An 8,283-nucleotide genomic window follows, 5' to 3' on the forward strand; every position below is an offset into this window, starting at 1 on the left:
ATGAAAAGGATTTTATTAGATCACGGCAGTGGTGGACTGGCAAGTAACAGACTAATACAGGAGATTTTTGTAAAATATCTGTCAAATGATATATTAAATTCTCTAGATGATGCAGCATATCTAAAAGTATCTGAAAGAGTGTCTTTTAGTACTGATACATACACAATAGATCCCATATTTTTCCCAGGAGGAGATATTGGCACCCTATGTATTTCCGGGACTGTAAACGATATAGCAATGTTGGGGGCAAGGCCTAGATACCTTAGCTGTGGCTTTATAATTGAAGAAGGTTTTTTGATAGATGATCTGGAAAAAATTGTTAAATCCATGGCAGATACTGCGAAAAAGGCAGGGGTCTTAGTTGTAACTGGGGATACAAAGGTGGTTCCAAGGGGGAGTATTGACAAGATATTTATAAATACCAGTGGAATTGGTGAGCTTATTGTTGATTGTCCAATGTCTGGAAAAAGGGCAACTCCAGGTGATAGGGTCATAATAAATGGTACCATTGGTGATCATGGACTGGCAATATTTACAGCAAGAAAAGATATAGACCTTGATTTTGAGGTAAGGAGCGACTGTGCTCCATTAAACAGTTTAATCCTGGAACTTGTCTCAAAGATTCCTGAGGTCCATGTTATGAGGGACCCAACAAGGGGAGGTGTTGCCACAACCCTAAATGAAATAGCATTGCAATCAAATGTGTGTATTGAACTGTTTGAGGATGCCCTCCCAATAAAAACCGGGGTAAAAGATGGTTGTGATATCCTTGGATTAGATCCCCTATACCTTGCAAATGAAGGAAAGTTTTTGTGTATTTTGCCTGAAAAATATGTGGATGACGCACTTGAGATTATGAAAAAAGATCCCCTGGGTAAGGACGCTACCTTAATTGGTCAAGTCAAAGAAACACCTAAAGGCAAGGTGGTATTGAACACTAAGATTGGTGGAAAAAGGCTCCTTTCAATGTTAGAGGGAGAACATCTACCGAGAATCTGTTAAAATTATAGGGGGTACTTATGTCCAGGATTTTTTTATTAGAATCAACAGAGCACGATTCTGAGATATGTTTAAAATTGTATTTTTCTGTTAATGATAAAAAGATTTGTCTGGCAGATAAAATTAAAGATGATGATACCCTAAAAGCAATTGTGAATGAAATTAGATCAAACCTTGATAAGGTCCTGGTTCAAGGAAAAAATATTTTTATAGAATTTGAGAAAAACAAAGATGAGAGGTCCAGGGATATATTACAGGACCCAAAAAAGATGTGGGATGAGATAAAGACAATGGAAGATAATGAGATGATCTCTTATTTTAATTCCCTGGATTTAGATATGAGAAAAAAACTATCTTCCTATGTGTTTAGTTCTGTTAATATGTTTAAAGGAAAGGGACTTATATTTGCTACATATTTTAACCATGAAAATTCATTAATAGAAAAGGATTAAGTAAGGGCCCACCAATCCCACATTGGATCTGGGCTGGTCTAGAATTTTTTGATTAATTTTTCAGGGTCCACAAGTCTGCCAAAGATACTCACACCAAGGTGAAGGTGCGGACCTGAGACCCGGCCTGTTTTTCCTGAAAGTGCAATTACCTGTCCTTTTTTTACTATTTGTCCTTTTTTTACTAAAATTTTTTTTAGGTGGAAATACATGCTGACTATCCCATCTCCATGGTCAATATAGATGGATTTTCCAGAAAAGAATTGATTTATGACCAGTGCCACATATCCAGAATTAATGGCCTTAACTGGAGTTCCTTCTCTTGCCTTTATATCAATTCCAGTGTGGATGGATTGGTTTTTATTGTTTATTATTCTAATTCGTCCATATGGTGAGGATATTTTAAAGGGAATTATTGGGGGAACAAAGTCAGGGACAAAATAGCGCTTTTTTGTGACTCTCTGTAAAATAGACTCTATAATTCTTTTTTCCCTGTAATATCTAGTTAGGTCTTTTTTAGTAAGATAAGAAAATTTCTTGGCTACATGTATTCTGGTTATACTGAGTTTTCTTTTTTCTAGATAAATTTTTTTTCTAATCTTTTTGTTGCCATATGTTATTTTAATGAGTTTTACCCCTGGCTTATCTTTTTTTATGTCACTGCCAAGGAAGATGTTTAGTTTTCTGCTACCTGGTAGTGTTAAATAGATATTCCTACCTAACCAGTAGATATTTATATTTTGTCTAGAGGATCTATTGTATACTTGTATTTCAAAGGGATCACCCACTACAACTTTAGTTGGTATACTGACTTTAATTGACCCCTTGGAGCCTGGATTAATAGTGGTTGCAAAACCATTAGATAAGAAAAGCACCAAACAAAAAATAACTGAATATAACAAAAATTTTCTCATTATGGCCGTTTCGAGTCCTTGTGATTTTTTGAAATTTGAGATAGTAACAATAACCATTAAGGCTGTATGTTTCAAGGAATTTTGGTCGGTTTTTTATGAAACAAAAACATAGAGGGGAGCTTGAATATGCAGGATAAGAAAAATAACTCAATAAAATCATCAAACCAGGCCAAGCTCGGTTCAAAGAAAAAATCCACAAGTAAAAAAAGGATTGGAAAGAGGGTAGTACCACCTTTGCCTTCAAAGGAAATGGTGTGGTGGGTCAAGTATCTGGTTATATTGGCATTGGTAATTGTATTAATATGGCCCCTTGGCCTGGGACTTTTGTGGTCTCTAAATGGTCTTTACAGGTTAATAGATCCAACAGAATTTCCAAAACTGGACAATACAATTGTCAATTTAATGAAGACAACTTCATATACTTCTTCTCCAGCAAAAAAAGGTGTGGCCCTTTGTGAAGCAATGATAAACAGATTAGATAAAGAATTGAATTCAAGGCTTGGGTGGAGTGTGAATGATATTATAATTTCTCCAACTTCATGGCTTGATAATAGGGCCAATAGGCAAAGGGGTGTTATTTTTGCAACTAGAATGCTGACTAATTTTTTTGCAACCAATTTTGCAAAATATGGTGGAGCTGGTGCTGAAGATGAGGACTTAAAAAAAGCAAGGGAAGAATATTTTGCCTATACCCCTGATAGTTGGTGGTTTCCTTCTTCAGAAGACCAATACAAAAAGGGCATAGAGATGATCAGAAAATATGAGAAAAGACTCTTGGAGGGCGATGCAGTCTACAATGTTAGGAGTGATAAGTTGTATTCTGTCTTTAGTTTTATCTTAAGTCCGGAGTTTTTAGACCAGCCCCTGGGACTTCTTGTAGAGCCCAATGAAAAAGTAAAATACACTGAGCTAGATGATAGAATATACTATACCCAGGGCGCAATACTTGTTTTAAGGGACTTTTTGCACGTACTTGCCCACCTATATCCAGAAATTGAGAGTAGGGGAGGTAAAGACAATTTAGAACTGGCATTTGATGCCATGAATAAAATATGTACATTTGATCCCCTGATAGTTTTAAGGGGTGCCCATGATTCTATTTTTGCAGATCACAGGGGAAAGATGGCAAGGTATTTAATAACAGTTAGGGAAAGGTTAAGGGATGTAACCAATTCTTTAAATAGATAATTTTAATATGATGGGAAAGAGTAGAAAAAAAATAGCAGTGGTGGGTGGAGGATTGGCTGGATCAGAGGTGGCCAATGTGCTATCCAGCGCAGGATATAGAGTCCATATATTTGAAATGAAGCCTAAAAAATTTTCCCCTGCCCACAGATCAGATAGGCTTGCAGAACTTGTGTGCTCAAATTCTCTTAGGTCCAAAGAAATAACCAGTGCAGTTGGTCTATTAAAACAGGAGATGACAAAACTAAATTCCCTGATAATGGAGGCAGCATGTAACACCGAGGTTCCAGCAGGGAAGTCTCTTGCTGTGGATAGAGAATTATTTTCCAATTACATTACTGATAAATTAGATTCACAGTCCAATGTAGAAATAATAAGGGAAGAGATAACATCTATTAGCGATCCCCTTTTAACAGGTTTTGACATGGTTGTTATATCTGCAGGACCTTTGATATCAGGGCCCCTGGCAAGGGATCTTATGGGTAAAATTGGCGAAGAACAGCTATATTTTTACGATGCCATAGCCCCAATTGTCAGTGCTGAGAGTATCAACTGGGACAGGGTCTTTTTTGGTTCAAGATATGAAGAAGGTAGCACAGACTATGTAAATTGTCCCATGACAGAAGAGCAGTATTACAGATTTAGAGAAGAACTTTTAAAGGGAGAAAAGGTAAAACCCAAGGGATTTGAAAAAGAGATACACTTTGAAGGATGTCTTCCAATTGAGACAATGGCCAAGAGGGGGGAGCTTACCCTTGCCTATGGTCCCCTTAAGCCTGTTGGGTTAACAGATCCAAAGACCGGTAAAAGACCTTTTGCAGTTGTGCAGCTAAGGGCTGAAAACAGGGAAAAGACAATGTTTAATTTAGTTGGGTTTCAGACTAAACTCACCTATCCAGAGCAAAAAAGGATATTTCGCATGATTCCAGGCCTGGAAAATGCAGAATTTTTAAGGCTTGGAAGTATCCACAGAAATACCTATGTAAATAGTCCCAGGGTCTTGACTCCCCACCTGGAAGTAAGATCACTAAAGAATGTATACTTAGCGGGTCAAATTACAGGTGTTGAGGGGTATGTTGAATCTGCGGCGTGCGGACTTATGTTAGGCATAATTTTGTGGAAAAAATTGTCAGGCCAGGATGTCAAACTTCCCCCTGTCCAGTGTGCAATTGGCGGTTTAATGGCACATTTGAGGAGAGAGGTAAAGGATTTTCAGCCTATGAATATTAATTTTGGATTAATTGCACCGCTAAATGTTAGGGCAAAAAAATCAAAGAGAAGGCAGATGATAGTTGAGAGGGCAACCCACTCTTTTGACATATGGTGTGAGTCTAATAACTTGAACTGGAGGTAATAGGTGTTTCCCATTCCAAAGTTAAACTCAGTATTGGATCTATATTATGGTAGGGATCCTTATTTAGATGCGTGGCTACTACATTTTATGACTGAAAATAACATTGAGTATTTTGCAAATCCATATGAAAACGCATCCCCTGAACAAATGAGATTTATGGTGGATTTAGATGAGAATCAGGTATTTGTCCCATGCTCAGATTCAATGTTAAGAATCTTACTGAGATCTGAAAAAGACGATGAACTAAAAAAGGAATATAGAAACCTGTGGAGATCACTGGTAAGGCTGATTTATCACATTGTAAAGGACGATTATTCAAGACGCAAAATAGTCATCCTGTGTAAACATAAATTTCAAAAGGCATATCGCTCTCCTTTTATTATTCCATCTAGACTAAATAAGAGGATGTTGACCATAATCTTGTCTCAATCTGCACAAATAGATCCATATTCCAAAAGGAAGTCAAAATACAATAAAAACGCATTTTCTTTTATAGAATCATCAGAATTTTCAGATTTTGTGGGTATGTGTCCAATTGATAGGTTGGAGTGTAAAAATATCCAGGAGCTAAGATGTGAGTTAGATTTAATGGAGTTAAAACGACTTTTTTGTTTGTCTTTATGTGAAGAGATATGGAAAAATGGAGATCATTCAAATATACAAACTACCTTGGACCAGATGCAGGGCTTTGAAGGAATTTTGGAAAAGGGCCTTTTCCCAAAGGGACAAAGAGATGCTGAGTTAACAATACTATATCTGCCAAACAGTAGTGGTGGAATAGTTTTCGACGTCCTCATTATCAAAAGACTTATAAAGATGGGGCATAGGGTGATTTTGGCATTAAAAGAAGGATTTTATTTTGACTACCCTACTTTTTGGGACATTGACTACTGTTCTGTATTACAACAAATCCTTGAAGATGCTAGATTTATTGATAGCAAAGAAACATCTAAAAAGGAACTTTTAAAACATCTAAATGAGTCCAGACTGGTAGTTATATCTGATGGTACTAAAGAGAGACTGAACCTATATCGTACAACAGTGACCTTTGCCAGGGCATGGAAAGAATCAGACCTGGTAATTGCAAAGGGAAATGGGAATTATAGGAGACTAATACTAAACTCCCATTTTTTTACAAGGGACATAATATCCATATATAGAGATGAAGAAGGTATAGTTAGTTTTTCATTTAAACAAAAGAGTCCCAGGGTCAGAAAGATAACGGAGAAGGAGATTGTAGCCAAGGCTAGATCCATTATACATGAGATGAAGAAGGCCAGGGCAAATGGACAAAAGATTATGTTCTATAGTGCAATTGTGGGAAGTATTCCTGGTCAAACCCAAATGGCCATAAGGGTTTTAAATACCTTTGTTAATTATCTCAGACAAAAGTTAGATGATACTTTTATTATAAATCCAGCAGAGCACTTTGAACCTGGCATGGATGGTGATGACCTCATGTATATGTGGGAGATGGTACAGAGAAGTGGTCTAATTGATATCTGGCGTTTTCAAACTGTCTCAGACATTGAAAAGAGCTTTGAATTAATGGGCATGAAGGTACCTCCAATCTGGGCGGGGAAAGATGCCACATTTTCAACTGGTTGTACAAAGGAGATGAAAATAGCCTTAGAAGAGCAGAAAAAACATCCAGAGATGCAGATAATTGGACCAGATCCAGAGAAGTTTTTCAGAAGACGGGAATACGGTGTTGGAAAATACTTTGACGCATCCATTGACAGGTCTAGATAAACAGAGCATAGCTTCCGTGATCAATCAAATTTTTTGTAAGACCCTACTTTTTATTTATATCCAAACACAGCGAATATTTTAGCCAGCTCTGAGAGAAATTCCCCTATAATCCTTATTGGTTTTCTTTTGTGAGAACGCCAGTGCGATTTTATTTGAAAATCTAAAGCATATGTCCCCATAAAAAGACATATGTATTCCAAGATTTTAAAATATATGCTTTAGTATTAATTTAAAATAATCTCCAATGTTTCTTTTAATCCTTTAGCATTAAATTGAAACCCTTCCCTAAGTAGTCTAGTTGGCATCACCTTTGGGCCTGTGGTTAATGCAACTGCCCCTTCTCCAAGCTTTATTTTTATCACAAATTGGGGAATCCTGAAAAATGCTGGCCTTTTTAAGACAGATGCCAGGGTCTTTGTGAATTTTTTATTAGTGGTTATATCTGGGGAGCATAGATTATATATTCCCATGGCCTTTTCATTTTTAATTGCCCATAAAAATGTTCTTGCAAGGTCCTCAAGATATACCCAGGGAAGGCCTTGCTCTCCTGAACCTATTTTTCCTCCAAGTCCCCACTTAAATATTGGAACTAAATCTGAGAGAGCACCTCCTCCTTTGCCTAGAACAACTCCAAAGCGAAATATAATTACCCTCATACCTAATTCTTTAAATTTTAAGGCCTCTTTTTCCCAGTGAATACAGATTTTACTCAAAAAATTGTCACCATATCTAAAGTTTTCTTCATCCTGAATCCCTTCATAAAAGGGGTCATAAATCCCCACTGCAGAAGCTGAAAAATAGTTTTTGGGCCTGCTATCTAATCCCCTCACTGCTTCAAATAAAGCCCTGGTTGTATCTATTCTACTTGAGTAAAGCATTTTTTTATATGCATTATCCCATTTTTTGTTAATAGGTGCCCCTGCAAGGTTAATCAAAGTTTTATTCTGCTCAATTTTCTTCTGTAACATGTCTTTGTCAGCAAGATCCATTCGTCCCAGGGGAGTAACTTCATGTCCATTGTCCTCTAAAAACTTTTTCAAATAACTCCCAACAAAACCACTGCTGCCTAAGATGGCAATCTTCATCTATATTCCTCCAAATTTCTGTCTAATACTTTTTATTTTTGACTATATTAGGCTAAAATCTATAACAATCTAATTTTTAACGCAAGCAGAGGTTAAGGGATTGATAGAACACTGAGCAGTCGTCAGTCCCGGTGGCGATCCTCCCAAGTGACCGGACTAGCTCAACGCGCCGGAGTATGTAAGCGATGTTTCCCCTGCCTGGTTGTTGCATTAAGGAAGCTCTGGCAATCCCAGTTCCTTAAGAAAACCATTGTGGCGGTGTTAATTCCCTCTGAAGCAGAGCAGCAGAGATTGGTGAAAAAGCTCTTTTAGATCTTTAATTTTGCATTAGAGGGAAAAATAGATATTCCTGAGTCAGGACAGGTAATTTTCATACAGGACTTTCAGAGACAAGTGGTTATAAAGGACTTTTTACATAATGATATTAGATTGTTATGATTTTATAGGTTGTAGAACCCAATTGTCATCTACATGGTTGAGTACGTCAGCTTGGAATTTGGTAGGTTCTGCTAATTGTCTGTGGGGTTTTTGGGTACCAGGTGGCC

7 protein-coding genes are annotated in these 8,283 nt (G+C 37.2%); 5 read left to right on the forward strand and 2 right to left on the reverse strand.

Annotated features, from left to right (window positions below):
* Together hypE and ACYQ0O_RS06750 are read left to right on the forward strand one after the other, a co-directional pair.
* A complete protein-coding gene (gene hypE, locus ACYQ0O_RS06745; RefSeq protein WP_459891672.1) occupies nucleotides 1-1,002 on the forward strand; it encodes a hydrogenase expression/formation protein HypE in 1,002 nt (333 codons plus the stop codon).
* 17 nt (nucleotides 1,003-1,019) lie between these two features.
* Entirely contained in the window at nucleotides 1,020-1,451 is a 432-nt protein-coding gene (locus ACYQ0O_RS06750; protein WP_459891673.1) for a hypothetical protein, read from the forward strand.
* Between the two features lie 38 nt (nucleotides 1,452-1,489).
* Here ACYQ0O_RS06750 and ACYQ0O_RS06755 read toward each other — a convergent pair whose 3' ends face one another.
* Nucleotides 1,490-2,362: a M23 family metallopeptidase gene (locus ACYQ0O_RS06755; RefSeq protein WP_459891674.1), complete on the reverse strand. Its 873-nt coding sequence runs from the start codon at nucleotides 2,360-2,362 to the stop codon at nucleotides 1,490-1,492.
* 126 nt (nucleotides 2,363-2,488) lie between these two features.
* Between ACYQ0O_RS06755 and ACYQ0O_RS06760 the strand changes: the two genes are divergently transcribed.
* From ACYQ0O_RS06760 to ACYQ0O_RS06770, 3 genes are read left to right on the forward strand one after another with little or no spacing between them, the layout of a single operon-like run.
* Nucleotides 2,489-3,550 carry a DUF2333 family protein gene (locus ACYQ0O_RS06760; protein WP_459891675.1) on the forward strand — a complete coding sequence of 354 codons (1,062 nt, stop codon included), beginning with the start codon at nucleotides 2,489-2,491 and terminating at the stop codon, nucleotides 3,548-3,550.
* A 7-nt stretch (nucleotides 3,551-3,557) separates the two neighbouring features.
* Nucleotides 3,558-4,901 (forward strand): methylenetetrahydrofolate--tRNA-(uracil(54)-C(5))-methyltransferase (FADH(2)-oxidizing) TrmFO, encoded by a 1,344-nt coding sequence (trmFO, locus tag ACYQ0O_RS06765; RefSeq protein WP_459891676.1) that lies wholly within the window; start codon nucleotides 3,558-3,560, stop codon nucleotides 4,899-4,901.
* A 3-nt stretch (nucleotides 4,902-4,904) separates the two neighbouring features.
* Entirely contained in the window at nucleotides 4,905-6,653 is a 1,749-nt protein-coding gene (locus ACYQ0O_RS06770; protein ID WP_459891677.1) for an ARMT1-like domain-containing protein, read from the forward strand.
* 224 nt (nucleotides 6,654-6,877) lie between these two features.
* Here ACYQ0O_RS06770 and ACYQ0O_RS06775 read toward each other — a convergent pair whose 3' ends face one another.
* Nucleotides 6,878-7,738 carry a TIGR01777 family oxidoreductase gene (locus ACYQ0O_RS06775; RefSeq protein ID WP_459891678.1) on the reverse strand — a complete coding sequence of 287 codons (861 nt, stop codon included), beginning with the start codon at nucleotides 7,736-7,738 and terminating at the stop codon, nucleotides 6,878-6,880.
* Nucleotides 7,739-8,283: the final 545 nt, after the last annotated feature.

This window comes from Desulfothermus okinawensis JCM 13304 (assembly GCF_054654515.1).